This is a genomic window from Pseudomonas sp. LD120 (assembly GCF_009861525.1).
Lineage (GTDB): Bacteria > Pseudomonadota > Gammaproteobacteria > Pseudomonadales > Pseudomonadaceae > Aquipseudomonas.
In genome coordinates this window covers 63,210-79,099 of the sequence record NZ_WVHL01000006.1, presented here as the reverse complement: position 1 = coordinate 79,099, position 15,890 = coordinate 63,210, and the positions used below count along the sequence as shown (strand labels likewise).

The following is a 15,890-nucleotide window of genomic DNA, read 5'->3' as shown; positions in this document are numbered from 1 at the left end:
GCCGGATGCGCTCAAGCACAGGTTTGATTCGAGGTTCATGATGTCGCTGCAAATGATCTGGTCGATGTTCAACGCCCACCCCGCCAAATTGATCAACCTGTTCGCCCTGTTGTTCGCGTGCCCGGGCAGTTGGTTGCTGCATGCCACTCGCCGTCGTGAGTTGCGGGCCCTGGCCAATCTGGCGGCGCAGAGTGAGGGGCGGGCGGTGGATTCGCCTGTGTTGATGCTGGATCCTGCCACCTTGCGCATCAATCGCTTCTTTTATCGTTTTGGCTTCGCCTGCCTGGGGCTGGCACTGCTGGTGTCCTGGATCAGTACGCGGTTCTGAAATCTTTGGCCGCAGACACGACAACGGCGCCGATGGGCGCCGTTGTCGTGTCCGGTGCCGCAATTACAGTGGCAAGCCGGCTTTGACCCGGTACTGATTGCGTACTGGGTTGGCGTATTGCAGTACCAGGTAGGGGCGGTGTTCCGGCGGGCAGGCGTTGAGCCGGCGTTGCCACTCTTCTTTGGCGGTGGCCAACTCCTGCGCGGGGAATACCTCGGCCGCCGCTGGTACTTGCAATTGCGGATCGGCGTCAGCCCACTGGGCGTAGGCCAGGTAATGCACCGGGAACAGGCGATAGCCGCCGAGAATCTGCCGGTCCATCTCCACCGCCAGCTGTTTGGTGTCTTCGAACAACTCGCTGATGGGCGCGGCGAAGTTGACGTGGACCCGGCCTTTATAACCGGTGATGCCCTTGGCGATACTCACGTCATCCTCTCCCGGGGCCTTGGTGTAGCTGCCAGTGGTGGCGCGGATGTACAGCTCGCGGGCCTTGGCCTGATCGCAAGGGTCGTATTCGTAGCTGATGGACACTGGGGTCAGGTTCAGCGACTGGATGACTTCACCGAACGGCTCGTCTTTGCGGCTCATGTGGAACATCTTGAGGATCGCTGACTCGGTGCGGTCGTCGCCATCCTTGGCCCGGCCTTCGGCCTGGGCGATCCAGATCGACTGGCGGTCGTTGCGGATCGAATGGTTGATGTAGGCCGAGAGCAATTGATAGGCGGCCATCTTCTCCCGCCGGCCACTGATGGAACGGTGGACGATGAAACTCTTGTTCAGGCGCATCAGGTCGCTGACGAACGGTTTTTGCAGCAGGTTATCGCCAATGGCTATGCGTGGCGTCGGCAGACCGGCGTGATACACCGCGTAGTTGACGAAGGCCGGGTCCATGACAATGTCGCGATGGTTGGCCAGAAACAGATAGGCGGTGCCGGACTTGAACTGCTCGACGCCGGTGTAGGTCACGCCATCAGTGGCCCGTTCGATGGTGTGGTCGACATAGAACTCGACCTTGTCCTGCAAGGTGGCAACCGAAGTGACCCCGGCGAACTCGCGGCGCAGGCGATGAGCGATCAAGGGCTTTAGCAGCCAGCCGAACGTATTGGCAAAACGCGGGAAGCGGAAGTGGGTGAGGATATCTAGAAACGCCTTGTCCCCCAGCAGCCGGGCCAGCACCGCTGGCACTTCACTGTCGTGGTAAGGTCGGATGGCATCGAATTCGCCCATCATGCTCTCTTGTTGGAAACGGCTAGGGTAAGAAAAGGTTTGGACCAGAAAATGGCCGGGCGTGGTCTGAAAGGTCAGTTCAAACGAAAAAAGCCCTGCAAATAGACCGGTGATTATACGCATAAGTCACTCTGGAGACGGCGATGCTGGAAACCGAGCATTATCAATGCCCTTACTGTGGCGAACGGGCGCAAGCGGTGCTGGACCTGTCCGCTGGCGATCAGACCTATATCGAAGATTGCCCTGTGTGCTGCCGGCCCATTGTCTTCACGCTGCAAACCGATGGTCAGGAATGGATGCTCGAGGTTCACAGTGAAAACGACTGATGTGGGGAGTGGCCTTTTATGCAACGCATCTACGAGCCGGAAAATCTGATGGAAGGTGAATTGCTTCAGAGCATGTTGGCCAGCGAGGGGATCGAGTCGCACCTGCTGGGGCGAGACTTGCTGGGGGGCGCGGGGGAGTTGCCGTTGTGCGGGCTGCTGGGGCTCGCGGTGGAGGATCACTATGTGCAACAGGCGCGGGAACTGATCGCTGGGTACAATGCCGCGCTGCCATTGCCCTTCGATGAACCGGAGAGTTTTGCCGGGGTGCTGGTCTGTTAGGCTGAGCGCCGAATTGTCGAGAGTTGTTTGCCCCATGTGTGGACGTTATGCCCTGTTTCGCTGGAATCCCGCCTTTGCCGCCTTGCCGGGATTTCCCGCTGATCAGCAGGCGCAGTGGAACATATCCCCCCATGATTCAGTGCTGATCCAGCGCGCAGAAAGCGGCCAGCGTACCCTGGCCCGAGCGCGTTGGGGCCTGACCCCGCCCTGGCTGACAGACTTGTCGCGCACGCCAGCCCACGCCCGAGCGGAAACCTTGGCGGAGCAGCCGATGTTTCGTCAGGCATTTCGTGAGCGCCGCTGCCTGCTGCCGGCCAACGGGTTTTACGAGTGGCGCGGTGGTAGCCGCAAACGACCCTATTGGCTGACGCCGGGGGAAGGTTCGTCGATTTTTTTTGCGGCGATCTGGGAGGCTTACCCGGTGCAGGAGCAGGTTTGGCTGAGTACCGCGGTGGTGACCCAGGCGGCATCCAATCTGCGTCGCCCGCTGATTCTCGATGCCGCGGGCCAGGAAGCCTGGCTTGATCCCCAGACCCCGATGCACGTGCTACATGCTTTGCTCGCCAGCCCGCCCGCGGCGTTGCGCGAACGGGTTCTGGCCAATCTGGTCAACGATCCCAAGCTCAACGGTCCCGAATGCCTGACCCCCGCTTGAAGGCGTGGCGAGGACACAGGCTCCGTTCGATTGCGCGGCTGTTGCCCTGATGCCGCGCGGCGGTGAATGTTCGGTCGGGGGGGGCGCTGAGCGAGCAGGCCCCGCCACATCAAACCTTGAACTGATTGATCAGGCGTCGCTGCTGCTCGGCCAGTTTGGTCAATCCGGCGCTGGCGGCACTGGATTCATCGGCGCCACCGGCCACTTCATTGGCCACCTGGCCGATGTTGATCACGTTACGGTTGATGTCCTCGGCCACGGCGCTCTGTTCCTCGGCGGCGCTGGCGATCTGAGTGTTCATGTCGTTGATCACCGACACCGCCTCGGTGATGGTTTCCAGGGCCTGGGCCGCCTTGGCGGCGTGCTCCACGCTCTGGTCTGTCTTGTGCTGGCTGTCTTCCATGACCCGCACGACTTCGCGGGTGCCCTGTTGCAGTTGCTGGATCATCGACTGGATTTCTTCGGTGGCTTGTTGGGTTTTCTGCGCCAGGTTGCGTACCTCGTCGGCGACTACGGCAAAGCCGCGACCTTGCTCGCCGGCCCGGGCTGCTTCGATTGCTGCGTTGAGGGCCAGGAGGTTGGTCTGTTCGGCGATCCCGCGAATGGCGATCAGGATCGCGTTGATGTTCTCGCTGTCCTTGGCCAGGGTCTGCACCACGCCCACTGCTCGGCCGATCTCCTCGGCCAGGGCGCCAATGGCGCTGGAGGTGTCGCGCACGATCTGCATACCCAGGCTGGCGGCCTGGTCGGCATGGCCGGCGGCTTGCGCCGCCTGGGTCGCGTTGCGCGCCACATCCTGGGCGGTGGCGGTCATTTCATGCACGGCGGTGGCCACCTGATCGATCTCCACCATTTGTTTGTGCACGCCTTGGTTGGTGCGAATGGCAATGTCGGCGGTGTGTTCGGAGGAGTCGCTGACGCTCTGCACCGAGGTCACCACTTGGCTGATCATCGCCTGCAACTTGGCCAGGAAGGTGTTGAAGCCCTTGGCGATGGAGCCCAGTTCGTCGGCGCGGTCACTGCTCAGGCGCCGAGTCAGGTCGCCCTCGCCCTGAGCAATGTCATCGAGCATCGCCACCATCTGCCGCAGCGGTCGGGCGATGCCGTGTCCCACCAGCCAGATCACCAGCAGACCGACGCCGGCAATCACCAGGCCCACCATGGCCATGCCGAAGGTGTCGGCGTTGCGCTGCTCGGCCAGGTCGTTTTGCAGGGTGTTGAGGTCGGCCATCACGGCGTTCAGCGGCAGTTGCAGCATCAAGGTCCATTGAGCATCGGTCTGGCCAATGCCGAAGGGCAGGGACAGGGTGATGGTGCCTTTGGCTTGGTCGACGTTGTAAGTGACTTCGCCGCGCTTGAGGTTGGACAGTTTGGCGACCGTATCGCTGCTGAGCACATCGCTGACTTTCTCGCCGAACTTGCTCGAATCCTTGGTGTAGGCCACCAGGCGACCGTTGCCACCGATTAACGCCATCTCACCGGCGCCGCTGTAGAGTTTCTGATTGGCACCCACCAGCATGTCCTGGATGAAGTTCACCGACAGGTCGGCACCGACGATGCCCTGGAACTTGCCGTTGAGCAGGATGGGTTGGATGAAGGAGGCGAGCATCACCACCTTGTCGCCAACCTTGTACGGGGCGGGGTCGATCACGCAGGGCTTGAGGCTGTCCTGGGAGCACAGGTAGTACTCGCTGGTACGCACGCCGGTGGACAGCAGCGTTCTATCGTTTACGTCGGCCAGTTTGTCCAGGCCCAGGCTGCCGTCTTCATTGCGGAACCACCAGGGCAGGAAGCGCCCGTTGGCGGCATCGATGCCCGCCACCGAGGTGCCGACATAGGCGGCGTCGTTGTGGTCGATGGCGTTGGGTTCCCAACCGATGTAGGCACCGAGAATTTTCGGGTTCTGGCTGACGTTTTCCTTGACCAGCGCGATCAGCTGCTCCCGGCTCAAGTCGAGGCCGGCGTGCCCTTGCGCGTCCTGGGTGCCCAGCAGCGCGTTGACTCGCACCAGGCCATTGGCGATCAGCAGCGGCGCCTCCAGTTCTCGCTGGATCTGACTGGCCTGGGTTTGCGCCAGCCCACTCAGGCGTTGCTCGATGACTTGCTCAAACTGGGTCTGAGTCCGCTCTTGGACCATCTGCTGGGTCCTGGCTCCGGAGAACAGGGCATACAGCACCAGGGCTACAACCACGCTAAGGACGATGGCTCCGGCCAGGGCGGCCACTGAAAACTGGATCGACTTGAACTTCATAGAGGCTCCGGCGCAGGAATTGAGGTCTGCGCTGCTGTATCGGCCGCTGTAGGGCCAGTCATTAGCCTGGAGCGCGCAAATGACCGTTTCAGAAGGGTTTGCGTGGTTGTTGGCGACCTGTCATCCCCGCTGGTTGGCGGCCTGGAGGGTGTATGAAGTTTTTCTGACAGGAGGGGATATGTATCTGAATTGCGTTTGATTGTGCGTTTTGCATCTGGCGCGGACAACGTTCCGCCCTTAGGATACGCGCCATGTTTTCAGGGAGGTTTCATGATGAAGAAGTCGTTACTCGTATGTGCATTGAGCGCCGCTGTTCTGCTGACCGGCTGTGAAACAGTCAACACCACCAGCAGTGGCGTGGTGGGTGTGGATCGCAAGCAATCGATGTTCAGCATGGTGTCCAGTGCAGAGGTCAACCAGTCCTACGCCCAGTCCTACCAGGAGACCCTGGGTGAGGCCAGCAGCCAGGGCGTGCTGGACAAGACCAGCACCAACGCCAAGCGCCTGCAGGTCATTGCCAACCGTCTGATCGCTCAGGCGCCGACCTTCCGCCCCGACTGCGCGCAGTGGAAGTGGGAGGTCAATCTGATCAAGAGCGATGAGCTCAACGCCAACTGTGGTCCTGGCGGCAAGATCATTTTCTACTCCGGCCTGATCGAAAAGCTGAAGCTGACCGACGATGAAATCGCCGCGGTCATGGGCCACGAGATTGCCCATGCCCTGCGCGAGCACGGTCGTGAAGCGATGTCCAAGCAGTACGCCGTAGGTGCCGGCAAGCAGATCGCAACCCTGTTCGGTGTTTCGCAGGAAACCGTAGCCCTGGGCGACAACGGGGTGAACCTGCTGATGACCTTGCCCAACAGTCGCGAGAATGAAAACGAAGCGGACCTGATCGGCCTGGAGCTGGCTGCCCGCGCCGGTTACAACCCGAACGCGGCCATCAGCCTGTGGAACAAAATGGGTCAGGCTGCCGGTGGTTCTGCGCCACCCGAGTTCATGAGCACTCACCCGGCCTCCACCAGCCGTATCGCCTCGTTGCAGGCGGCGATTCCCAAGGTGATGCCGCTGTATCTGCAAGCCAAGAAGTCTTGATCCCCATGCGTCACGTTCGATGACGCTGTCGCCGGCCCGCCGGCTCCTATGCACGTTGCAGGAGTCCCAGGGCCGGCGATTTCATTTACAGCCAGCCACTGATCTGCATGGCCTTGTACACCGCCACCACGGCGAGGATGAAGAAGGCTGACGCTGCCAGGCGACGAATCAGGGTCAGGGGCAGTTTGTCCGCGGCGAAGTTGCCCGCCAGGACCACCGGCACGTTGGCAATCAGCATGCCCAGGGTGGTGCCGATGATCACCAGCCACAGGTCCGGGTATTGCGCCGCCAGCATGACGGTGGCGACCTGGGTCTTGTCACCGATTTCCGCCAGGAAGAACGCGATCAGGGTGGTCAGGAACGGCCCGAGTTTGCGGGCGGTCGTGGCTTCGTCGTCATCCATCTTGTCCGGTACCAGGGTCCACAGCGCAGTGGCGGTGAAGCTCGCGGCAAGAATCCAATGCAGGGTCGAATCCGAGAAGAAGCTGCCGAACCAGGCGCCGACCGCACCGGCGGCCGCATGGTTGGCCAGGGTTGCGGCGACGATGCCGGCGATGATCGGCCAGGGTTTGCGAAAGCGTGCGGCCAGAATCAGGGCGAGCAGTTGCGTCTTGTCGCCGATTTCGGCCAAGGCAACGATTGCGGTGGGAACGAGGAGGGAGTCGAGCATCATCAGGGTTTTCCTAAGGGGCGGGTCGACACGGCTATGACACGTACAGCCTTCCCGCCCCGGGTAAGGTGTGCGTGTCATAGGTCTTGTCAAACCCTGCGGTCCGTCTGTGCGGACTCTTGGGTCGCAGGCGCCATGGTCTGAGGACCAAGTATGTTGACGCATGCCGGACGAGCGTGGCGCTCGTGGGAGACTACTCCCCTAGGACGGAGCGGATTCTGCCTAGGCAAAATCCATTCGGCAAGCCTTGTTTGCGAAAAACCATGTCAGCCGCGCTTGGCCCGGTAGATCCGAAAACCCTGGCCTTCGGCTTTGATCGCGCAGGGCCCGAGGTGCTCTTCGATCAGCGGTTGATAACGCAGGAAGCTGTTGGCGACTACCCGTAGTTCGCCGCCTTTTTGCAGATGTTTAGCCGCTTTTCGTAGCAGATTTTCTGTGGCTTGGTAGTCGGTGTGAACCCCGGTATGGAAGGGCGGATTGGTCAGGATGCCGTTCAAATCCATGGGCGCGGCGTCGATACCGTCGCCGGTCAGGACCTCGGCTTGCAGACCGTTGGCGGCCAGGGTCAGACGACTGCTGGCGGCGGCAAAGGCGTCCACATCCAGCAAGGTCACGCTGTTATTCGGGTAACGGCGCTTTACCGTGGCCCCCAGCACCCCGGCACCACAGCCGAAGTCCAGCAGGTGGCCGGCGGGCAGGTGATCCAGATGCTCCAGCAACAACGCGGTGCCGCGATCCAGGCGTCCATGGCTGAATACGCCGGGCAGGCTGATGACTTTCAACGGACCTTCGGCCAGGGGCAGTTCATATTCCTCGGCCAGGCTCTCCAGGGTTATCGGCTCCGGAGCATGGGCCACGGTGACTTGCCACAGTTGGCAGTGGCGTGCGCTGTCGAGCTTGCGCGGCTTGCCGAAGGGGTTGAGTTGCTTGGCAGCGCTTTCCACGCCGCTGCGTTTCTCGCCCACTAGGTACAGCTCGCGCCCGGCCAGGCGCGAGGCCAGGGCATTGAGCAGGTAGTGGGTGAGGTCCTTGGATTTGGGCAGAAACAGCACGGCGCTGTCGAAGGAATGCGTTGGGGCGTCTACGCCAAAGTGACTGCGTCCTGGAAAGCGCGCCTCCAGGGCTGCCTGATCGCCGGCGTGCCAGCTCCAGCCCCGGGCGTTGGACAAGCGGCCCAGCAGGTCGTCGGCCGCCAGGCCGGCCAGCAGCAGTGAACCTTGAAACAATTGAGCCTGGCGCAACAGTACTTCACTGCGTGTGTCCATGATCTGCACCCGAAAAAAGTGGCGAAGTTTATCAAGTCACGACCCGCAGCGGGGCGCCACTGAAGAAGGCTTGGGCGTTTTCTGTCATTTGCCCGACGATTCGCTGGCGGGCCTCGCGACTGCCCCAGGCGTTGTGTGGGGTGACAATCAGGCGTGGGATGTCACTGGCCAGCAAGGGGTTGCCGGCCACAGGCGGTTCGACGCTCAGCACGTCGGTGGCCGCGCCGCCCAGATGACCGCTGCGCAGTGCGTCGGCCAGGGCCTGTTCGTCGATCAGGCCACCACGGGCGGTGTTGATCACCAAAGCGCCGGGCTTGAGCAGGGCCAGTTCTCGGGCACCGATAAAGTTACGTGTGTGTTCGTTGAGAGGGCAGTGCAAGGTCAGGGCATCCACTTGTGGCAGCAGTTCCTCCAATGGCATTCGATCCGGGCGGGCCGGGCGGCCTGGAATCTGCCCCAGCACCACACGCATGCCGAAGGCTTCGGCGAGGCGCGCCACCGCACTGCCCAGTTCGCCATTGCCCAGCAGGCCCAACGTCTTGCCCGACAGTTCGATGATCGGGTAGTCCAACAGACAGAACTGCTTGGCGTGCTGCCAGCGTCCAGCCGCCACGGCCTTTTGGTAATCGGTAACTCGAGTAGCCAGGTTGAGCAGCAGCATCAGGGTGTGCTGGGCCACCGAGGGTGTGCCGTAGGCCTGGCAGTTACTGACGGTGATGCCCTGGCTGCGGGCGGCAGCCAGATCGACATTGTTGGTGCCGGTGGCCGCCACCAGGATCAGTTGCAGGTGGGGGCAGGCGGCCAGGGCTTCGGCGGTCAGCGGGACTTTGTTGCTGATGACCACCTGGGCGCCCTGCAGGCGTTCGACCACTTGTTCCGGGGGAGTATGGGCATGCAGTTGCAGGGGGCTGAACGTGGCCTGCAGCGCACCGAGATCCAGGTCGCCCAGGTCCAATGAGTGGTGATCAAGGAACACGGCGCGGCGATTATTAGTCATGAACTGTACCTTTTGCACGGGGGATCTAAGGCGTAATCTGCCGAGCCTAACAGATGAAATAATTAGACATACACAGGAGCCTGCATGTACCTCACCGAGTTCTTGACCGTTGCCCTGATTCACTTGCTGGCGGTGGCCAGCCCCGGCCCGGATTTCGCCGTGGTGGTGCGCGAAAGCGTGACCCACGGCCGTCGAGCTGGCACCTGGACGGCCTTGGGCGTGGGCTGTGCGATCTTTCTGCACGTGGGGTATTCGCTGTTGGGAATCGGTCTGATCGTTTCCCAGTCCATTGTCTTGTTCAACGCCTTGAAGTGGCTGGCGGCGGCCTACCTGTTGTACATCGGCTATAAGGCTTTGCGCGCCCAGCCGGCGAAACCGGCAGCGGACGATCTGCACAAGGAAGCCGGGGGGCGCACCGCGCGTGGCGCCTTCACTTCAGGTTTCGTCACCAATGGCCTGAATCCCAAGGCCACGTTGTTCTTCCTCTCGCTGTTCACCGTGGTGATCAACCCCCACACGCCTTTGGCGGTTCAGGCTGGTTATGGGCTGTACCTGGCGGCGGCCACGGCGCTCTGGTTCTGCCTGGTGGCGATGCTGTTCAGCCAGCAGCGGGTTCGCGCCGGCTTCGCTCGCATGGGCCACTGGTTCGATCGCACCATGGGCGCGGTCTTGATCGCTATCGGCGTGAAACTGGCGTTCACCGAGATGCATTGAGCGCGCTGAGCTGATTCAGGGTCGTCACGTAATGCCGTGGCGTATCCCCGAGCAAGCGGCAGAACATGGCGCTGAAGGCCCGGGCGCTGCCGTATCCCAATGAGTCGGCCACGCTGTGCACGCTTTCCCCGGCGAGCAGGCGTGGCAGGGCTTCCATCAGGCGCAGTTGCTGGCGCCAGGCATTGAAATTCATCTGCATTTGCTGCTGAAACAGCCGCGCCAGGGTTCGTGAACTGGCGCCGACCTGTTGTGCCCAGTCTTCCAGGCTGTGGGGATGATCCGGCGTCTGTAGCAAGGTCCGGCAGATGCTTTGCAAGCGTCGGTCCTGGGGCATGGGGATGTGCAGGGGCAGATTTTCCAGGCCGGCGATCTCTTCCAGCATCAGTTGTTGAATCAGCGGATTTTTCGCTTGCTCCGGTCCTTGTACCGCCCGCAGGATCAGCTCCCGCAGCAGAGGCGTCACCGCCAGTACGCAACATTGTTGCAAGGACGGTGGGCACCGTTGTGGGTCGATGAACAGGGAGCGCATGCGAACCTCGCCGACCATGAAGATTTCATGCTCCACCAGGGGCGGAATCCACACTGCGCGGGTTGGCGGAATCACCCAGGCGCCCTGGGCGGTGACCACGCGCATGGTGCCGCAGGCAGCGTAGAGAAACTGCGCTTCGCGATGGCGATGGGATTGCTGGTGGGCGGCATCGGGATAGTCGCGGGGATAGGCGCTCACAGGGCCGTGGTGGAAGTGGCTGATTAACATGTCTGATTCAATGACTTTGTTGTCAGGAAAGCTGTAAACGGCCAATTTAGCATAGGTGCCACAACAACCAACCTTGTGTGCCGCCATGAATCAAGCTCGAAACGTTATCCGCTACGTCAACGCCGCCCATGTCATCGATCACATGTTCATGCTGATCTTTCCTGCTGCTGTGCTGGGCATGACCCAGGCCTTTGCCCTGGACTATGCCGCGCTGATTGGCCTGTCCCTGGGTGGTTTCATCGCCTTTGGCGCTTGTTCGCTACCGGCTGGCTGGTTGGGGGACCGTTGGAGCCGGCGGCGGATGATGCTGTTGTTCTTCTTCGGCATCGGGGGCGCCTCGATCTTTACTGGGCTGAGCAGCAGCCCGACGATGCTGGTGATCGGGCTGACCCTGATGGGCGTCTTCGCTGCCATCTATCACCCGGTCGGCACCGCAATGCTGGTGGCCTATGCAACGAACCGCGGCCGTGAAATCGGCATCAACGGTATGTGGGGCAACCTTGGCGTGGCGTTTTCGGCGTTGATCACCGGTGTGCTGGTGGTCCAGTTCGGCTGGCGCTCGGCGTTTATTCTGCCGGGCGTGGTGGCCCTCCTGCTGGGGATCGGCTTTGCCTTGCAGGTGCGTGATGAACCAGTGCCGGTGCGGCCTCATGTCAGCTTGAGAAACAAGGGCGGCCAGCCGATCTCGATGTTTCTGGTATTTGGCGTGTTGGCCTTGGTCACGGCCACAGGCGGAGTCGTGTTCAATGCCACGACCATGACCTATCCCAAATTGTTTCAGGAGCGCCTGCATGAGCTGTTCACCTCGCCGCAGACCCTGGGCGTGGTAGTCAGCCTGGCCTACGCTTTCGGCGCGGTGGCGCAGTTGACCATTGGCCGGGTATTGCATCGCTTCAGTCTGAAATGGCCGTTCATTGCCTTGACCCTGTTTCAGGCCCCGCTGTTGTTGGTGATGGCCCACGCCGAGGGGTGGAGCGTGATCGTATGGGGAGCGGCCTTCATGTTCGTGGTGTTCGGCCAGGTCACGGTGAACGACGCCATGGTCGCCAACTTCGTCGCCCCCCAGTGGCAGTCGCGGGTTTTCGCGTTGCGCTATTGCCTGTCGTTTGGCGCCAGCGCCACGGCGATTCCGCTGATCGCCTTGGTGGAGCCGCGCCAGGGTTTGAGCGGCCTGTACCTGATCCTGGCCGGATTCGCCGCGTTGACCTTTGTCGCCGCGTTGATGTTTCCCCGTACGCCGGCAGAGGCGGCGGTAAGACAAAGCGCCTAAAACGTCATTGAGAGCCGCATCAATGCAGGCTTGGAGCTAGTATTCGTACGGCTCTGCAAATCATCCCTTTGGCTGATTTAGCGGACGCACAGGAACTCTAGAGTGAGTGATCTCCAGTCACGACCGAGCCATCAGAAAAGGGACTCTTATGTTGCAGACTCGTGTTATTCCTCCCGCCGAAGGCGCCTATCAATACCCACTATTGATCAAGCGGCTGCTGATGTCTGGCAGCCGTTACGAGAAAACCCGCGAAATTGTCTATCGCGATCAGGTGCGTTACACCTATCCGACCCTGAGCGAGCGGGTGGCACGGCTGGCCAACGTGTTGACAGCGGCCGGGGTCAAGGCCGGGGACACCGTGGCCGTGATGGATTGGGACAGTCATCGCTACTTGGAGTGCATGTTCGCCATCCCGATGATTGGTGCGGTGATCCACACCATCAACGTGCGTCTGTCGCCGGAGCAGATCCTCTACACGATGAATCACGCCGAGGACCGCTTCGTACTGGTCAACAGCGAGTTTGTCGGCTTGTATCAGGCCATTGCCGGGAACCTGAGCACGGTGGAAAAAACGCTGTTGCTCACGGATACCGCCGAAAAAACTGCCGAACTGCCGAACTTGCTGGGCGAGTACGAAACGCTGCTAGCCGCGGCCAGCCCTGAGTACGACTTTGAGGATTTCGACGAGAACTCGGTGGCCACCACCTTCTACACCACGGGCACCACCGGCAACCCCAAGGGCGTGTACTTCACTCACCGCCAACTGGTGCTGCACACCATGGGGGTGTCCACCAGCATGGGGGCCATCGACAGTGTCCGTCTGTTGGGCACCAACGATGTGTACATGCCCATTACGCCGATGTTCCATGTACATGCCTGGGGCTTGCCCTATGTGGCCACCATGCTTGGGCTCAAACAGGTCTACCCAGGCCGTTACGACCCGGAGTACCTGGTGGAGCTCTGGCGCCGCGAGAAGGTCACGTTCTCTCATTGCGTGCCGACCATTCTGCAAATGCTGCTCAACGCCAAGGCTGCCCAAGACACGGATTTCGGTGGCTGGAAAATCGTTATCGGCGGCAGTGCGCTGAACCGTGCCCTGTACGAGGCCGCCAAAGCCAAGGGTATTCAACTGACTGCCGCCTACGGCATGTCGGAAACCGGTCCTCTGGTGTCGTGCGCGCACCTCAATGATGAGTTGATGGCGGGCACTGAAGATGAACGCATCACTTACCGGATCAAGGCTGGTGTGCCGGGGCCGCTGGTGGAGGCGGCGATCATCGATGCCGAGGGCAACTTCCTGCCGGCGGACGGAGAGTCCCAGGGCGAGCTGGTGCTACGGGCGCCCTGGTTGACCGAGGGCTATTTCAATGAACCGCAGAAGGGTGCCGAGCTCTGGCACGGCGGCTGGCTGCACACTGGCGACGTGGCAACCCTGGACAGCATGGGAGTGATCGACATCCGCGACCGGATCAAGGATGTGATCAAGACCGGAGGCGAGTGGATCTCATCCCTGGACCTGGAAGACCTCATCAGCCGGCACGCGGCGGTACGCGAAGTAGCAGTGGTGGGCATCGCCGATCCGCAGTGGGGCGAGCGTCCGTTTGCCTTGCTGGTGATCCGCGAGGGCCATCAAATTGGTGCCCGGGAGCTCAAGGAACACCTCAAGCCTTTCGTGGAGTTGGGCCACTTGAGCAAGTGGGCGATCCCCAGTCAGATCGCCCTTGTTACTGAAATTCCCAAGACCAGCGTTGGCAAGCTCGACAAGAAGCGCATTCGCATCGACATCAGCGAATGGCAAGCCACTAACAGCACCTTCCTCTCCACGCTCTGAGCGTTCTCTGCCGTGCCCTCGCGGGCGCGGCATGCCTCTGCGGCACGGCTTGACCTTGTGAAATCGTTTTTTTCAGCCATCCTTTTGACGCCATCCCTAATCGCCTCGGCAGAGGGCTGATCCAGTGCGGCTGGGAGCTGCAAATCACACTTTAGAGGGATCAAGCGGTAATCCCTGCTGGATATAGTCCGTTTAAGGTTTTTTCTGAGAGACGGGGCACTGCGGGGTGTTCGCACCACGTAACGTTGGAGTCGGAGCAACGTGTTTGTTGTCCGACATCCGAGGCGTTTCAGGAAAAATGACTGCCATAAAAATAATGCACATGGAGTAGCGTCGATGACATCAGCAAACCAGTTCTGGCGCCGGGCGAAATTGCCTTTGGCCGTCGGTCTCGCCTCTACGCTCGCCGGGCCGGCATTCGGCGTCACGTTCAATATCGGTGAAATCGAAGGCAGCTTCGATTCGTCTCTTTCCTTGGGGGCCAGTTGGTCGACAGCAGGTCGCAACAAGAACCTGATTGGGGTCAACAATGGCGGCAAGGGCTTGTCCCAGACGTCCGATGACGGTCATTTGAACTTCGACAAGGGTGAAACCTTCTCGAAGATCTTCAAGGGCATTCATGATCTGGAGCTGAAATACGGCGATACCGGTGTGTTTGTGCGTGGCAAGTACTGGTATGACTTCAAGCTCAAAGACGAAGACCTGGACTTCAAGAACATCAGTGACAACAACCGCAAGGAAGGCGCCAAGTCCTCCGGCGGTCAGATCCTCGATGCCTTCATTTATCACAACTACTCAATTGCCGATGAGCCGGGCTCTGTGCGTTTCGGCAAGCAGGTCGTGAGCTGGGGGGAAAGTACGTTCATTGGTGGTGGCATTAACTCGATCAACCCAATCGATGTGTCGGCGTTCCGTCGTCCTGGCGCCGAGATCAAAGAAGGCCTGATTCCGGTCAACATGTTCTACATCTCGCAGAACTTGACGGAAAACCTCTCAGCTGAAGCGTTCTATCAACTGGAGTGGGATCAGACCGTTACCGATAACTGCGGCACTTTCTTCTCGCAGCCGGACATCATTTCCGATGGTTGCGACAATAACCTGCGGGTGTTGAACAAGCGCTCGACCATCAACCCGGCAGCCTTTCCGACGTTGAATGCGCTTGGGGTGGATGTGAACAACGAAGGTGTTCTGGTTCGTCGCGGTCCGGATCGCGATGCACGCGATAGCGGTCAGTTCGGTGTTGCCTTTCGCTATAACTTCGAGCCGCTGGACACCGAGTTCGGCGCCTACTTCATGAACTACCACAGCCGTGCGCCGATTTTCAGTGCACAAGGCGCCCCATCGCAGTTCTACACGATGCCACTGGGGCCTCTGGCCAGCGCCAGGCCGCTGATCGTGGCGGGCAACTCCAATTACTTCGTGGAGTATCCGGAAGATATTCGCCTCTACGGCTTGAGCTTCTCCACCACCTTGCCTACCGGCACGGCCTGGAGTGGCGAATTGAGCTACCGGCCAAACGCTCCGGTTCAGCTCAACTCCACCGACATTCTGTTTGCCGGTGTGACGCCAATTGCGGGCTTTGGCAACGCATCGGTCCTCAAAGGCACGCCAGGCCAGGACTTGCACGGCTATCGCCGTAAGGAGATCACCCAGTTCCAGACGACCTTCACCCACTTTCTGGATCAGGTGATGGGGGCAAGCCGTCTGACTTTGGTCGGTGAGATCGGTGTTACTCATGTCGGCGGTTTGGAAAGCAAATCCGAAGCGCGCTATGGCCGTGATCCGGTCTTTGGCCCTGGAGAGCTGCCCAACGGTTTCTGCTCCACGCTCAACGGCAACACCATTGCCGGCGCGGGTGCAGGTGCTGATGCCAGCAACCGCACCACCAACTGCAACAACGACGGCTTCACCACCGCCACTTCGTGGGGCTACCGTGGTCGCGCCATCTGGGAATACCCGGACGTCTTCGCCGGCGTGAACCTCAAGCCCAACGTGGCCTGGTCCCATGACGTCAAAGGTTACTCGCCAGGCCCTGGTGGCAACTTCGAGGAAGGTCGCAAGGCCATCAGCCTGGGGTTGGATGCCGAATACCAGAACACCTACACCGCGAGCCTGGCCTACACCAACTTCTTTGGTGGCGACTTCAGCACCGTGGATGACCGTGACTTCCTCGCCTTGAGCGTTGGCGTGAACTTCTAAGCACACTGTATTTCAGGAAGAACAAGACT

General features: G+C 60.7%; 15 protein-coding genes, 1 pseudogene and 1 riboswitch. Of the genes and pseudogenes, 9 read left to right on the top strand and 7 right to left on the bottom strand.

What is annotated here, in order from left to right; genetic code table 11:
- Positions 1–40 precede the first annotated feature (40 nt).
- Positions 41–328: a hypothetical protein gene (locus PLD_RS29585; protein ID WP_178116260.1), complete on the top strand. Its 288-nt coding sequence runs from the start codon at positions 41–43 to the stop codon at positions 326–328.
- A 63-nt stretch (positions 329–391) separates the two neighbouring features.
- Here the strand turns inward: PLD_RS29585 and PLD_RS29580 are convergent, their stop codons facing one another.
- Positions 392–1,558 carry a 1-acyl-sn-glycerol-3-phosphate acyltransferase gene (locus PLD_RS29580; protein ID WP_159898297.1) on the bottom strand — a complete coding sequence of 389 codons (1,167 nt, stop codon included), beginning with the start codon at positions 1,556–1,558 and terminating at the stop codon, positions 392–394.
- 140 nt (positions 1,559–1,698) lie between these two features.
- On the opposite strand from PLD_RS29580, the gene PLD_RS29575 reads away from it, so the two are divergent.
- The 3 genes from PLD_RS29575 to PLD_RS29565 are packed head-to-tail and all read left to right on the top strand — an operon-like array spanning position 1,699 to position 2,815.
- Entirely contained in the window at positions 1,699–1,881 is a 183-nt protein-coding gene (locus tag PLD_RS29575) for a CPXCG motif-containing cysteine-rich protein (RefSeq protein ID WP_159898296.1), read from the top strand.
- 18 nt (positions 1,882–1,899) lie between these two features.
- The gene (locus PLD_RS29570) at positions 1,900–2,160 is read left to right on the top strand and encodes a putative signal transducing protein (protein ID WP_159898295.1); all 261 of its coding nucleotides are present in this window, start codon (positions 1,900–1,902) and stop codon (positions 2,158–2,160) included.
- 34 nt (positions 2,161–2,194) lie between these two features.
- Positions 2,195–2,815 (top strand): SOS response-associated peptidase, encoded by a 621-nt coding sequence (locus PLD_RS29565; RefSeq protein ID WP_159898294.1) that lies wholly within the window; start codon positions 2,195–2,197, stop codon positions 2,813–2,815.
- A gap of 109 nt (positions 2,816–2,924) precedes the next feature.
- On the opposite strand, the gene PLD_RS31350 is transcribed toward PLD_RS29565, so the two are convergent.
- Complete coding sequence (locus PLD_RS31350; RefSeq protein WP_371929107.1) at positions 2,925–3,668, bottom strand: methyl-accepting chemotaxis protein; 744 nt, start codon at positions 3,666–3,668, stop codon at positions 2,925–2,927.
- A gap of 111 nt (positions 3,669–3,779) precedes the next feature.
- Positions 3,780–3,977: pseudogene (locus PLD_RS31345) on the bottom strand (HAMP domain-containing protein); the annotation flags it as partial.
- 1,362 nt (positions 3,978–5,339) lie between these two features.
- Between PLD_RS31345 and PLD_RS29555 the strand changes: the two are divergent.
- A complete protein-coding gene (locus PLD_RS29555) occupies positions 5,340–6,158 on the top strand; it encodes a M48 family metallopeptidase (protein ID WP_159898439.1) in 819 nt (272 codons plus the stop codon).
- 85 nt (positions 6,159–6,243) lie between these two features.
- Here the strand turns inward: PLD_RS29555 and PLD_RS29550 are convergent, their stop codons facing one another.
- The 3 genes from PLD_RS29550 to PLD_RS29540 form a co-directional block, all read right to left on the bottom strand.
- The gene (locus PLD_RS29550) at positions 6,244–6,828 is read right to left on the bottom strand and encodes a TMEM165/GDT1 family protein (protein ID WP_159898438.1); all 585 of its coding nucleotides are present in this window, start codon (positions 6,826–6,828) and stop codon (positions 6,244–6,246) included.
- A gap of 92 nt (positions 6,829–6,920) precedes the next feature.
- Positions 6,921–7,042: riboswitch (yybP-ykoY riboswitch) on the bottom strand.
- A 52-nt stretch (positions 7,043–7,094) separates the two neighbouring features.
- Positions 7,095–8,093: a class I SAM-dependent methyltransferase gene (locus tag PLD_RS29545; protein ID WP_159898292.1), complete on the bottom strand. Its 999-nt coding sequence runs from the start codon at positions 8,091–8,093 to the stop codon at positions 7,095–7,097.
- Between the two features lie 31 nt (positions 8,094–8,124).
- Positions 8,125–9,090, bottom strand: a complete 966-nt coding sequence (locus PLD_RS29540) for a 2-hydroxyacid dehydrogenase (protein WP_159898291.1) — start codon at positions 9,088–9,090, stop codon at positions 8,125–8,127.
- An 84-nt stretch (positions 9,091–9,174) separates the two neighbouring features.
- Here PLD_RS29540 and PLD_RS29535 point away from each other — a divergent pair, with 84 nt between their 5' ends.
- The gene (locus PLD_RS29535) at positions 9,175–9,804 is read left to right on the top strand and encodes a LysE family translocator (RefSeq protein WP_159898290.1); all 630 of its coding nucleotides are present in this window, start codon (positions 9,175–9,177) and stop codon (positions 9,802–9,804) included.
- On the opposite strand, the gene PLD_RS29530 is transcribed toward PLD_RS29535, so the two are convergent.
- Positions 9,788–10,561: a helix-turn-helix domain-containing protein gene (locus tag PLD_RS29530; RefSeq protein WP_159898289.1), complete on the bottom strand. Its 774-nt coding sequence runs from the start codon at positions 10,559–10,561 to the stop codon at positions 9,788–9,790. The genes PLD_RS29535 and PLD_RS29530 overlap by 17 nt on opposite strands.
- An 85-nt stretch (positions 10,562–10,646) precedes the next feature.
- On the opposite strand from PLD_RS29530, the gene PLD_RS29525 reads away from it, so the two are divergent.
- From PLD_RS29525 to PLD_RS29515, 3 genes are all read left to right on the top strand, one after another.
- Positions 10,647–11,831, top strand: a complete 1,185-nt coding sequence (locus PLD_RS29525) for an MFS transporter (RefSeq protein ID WP_159898288.1) — start codon at positions 10,647–10,649, stop codon at positions 11,829–11,831.
- A 148-nt stretch (positions 11,832–11,979) separates the two neighbouring features.
- Positions 11,980–13,662: a fatty acid--CoA ligase gene (locus PLD_RS29520; RefSeq protein WP_159898287.1), complete on the top strand. Its 1,683-nt coding sequence runs from the start codon at positions 11,980–11,982 to the stop codon at positions 13,660–13,662.
- Positions 13,663–13,998: 336 nt separating this feature from the next.
- On the top strand, positions 13,999–15,861 hold the full coding sequence (locus PLD_RS29515; RefSeq protein ID WP_159898286.1) for a DUF1302 domain-containing protein: 1,863 nt from the start codon (positions 13,999–14,001) through the stop codon (positions 15,859–15,861).
- Positions 15,862–15,890 lie beyond the last annotated feature (29 nt).